The 579-nt window shown below is 70.6% G+C and carries 1 protein-coding gene; it reads left to right on the top strand.

What is annotated here, in order from left to right; translation table 11 throughout:
- Nucleotides 1-579: calcium-binding protein (locus tag ACTIF1_RS26470; protein WP_439599467.1), on the top strand; the 579-nt coding region annotated here is incomplete at both ends.

Genomic DNA, 579 nt, shown 5'->3' with positions numbered 1-579 from the left:
ATGACGGTGACCGGCTTCGAGCATGCCGCTGGCGGCGCGCTGGGCGACCAGCTCACCGGCTCGGATGCCGACAATATCCTGACCGGCAACGGCGGCGCCGATACGCTGTGGGGCGGCCTGGGCAACGACACGCTGTACGGCGGCGACGGCGACGACCTGCTGGTCGGCGGCATGGGCGCCGATTCACTGATCGGCGGCGACGGCATCGACACCGTGGACTACTCGGCCTCGACCTGGGGGGTCTATGTCGGCCTCGGAAGCGGCTCCGGCACGGGAATGCAGGGCGACGCCGACAGCGACCAGATGAGCGGGATCGAGAACCTGATCGGCTCCTCCGCCGCGGACCTGCTGCTGGGCGACGAGAACGCCAACGTCATCTCGGGCGGTGCCGGCAACGACACGCTGGGCGGCGGCGAGGGGGCGGATACGCTGGTGGGCGGTGCCGGCGACGACATCTTCATCATCCGCGAGGCGGCCGAGCTTGTGTCCGGCGAGGTGATCGACGGCGGCGCCGGCGCGGACACCATCCGCTTCACCTCCGAGACCGCCTCCACCCTGGTGCTGACGGAAGGCGTCACC

The organism is Falsiroseomonas sp., from assembly GCF_051860665.1.
In the GTDB taxonomy this organism is placed as follows: domain Bacteria; phylum Pseudomonadota; class Alphaproteobacteria; order Acetobacterales; family Acetobacteraceae; genus Falsiroseomonas.
Note: the sequence above shows the minus strand (reverse complement) of the source record. Positions and strands in the feature narration are given on the sequence as shown.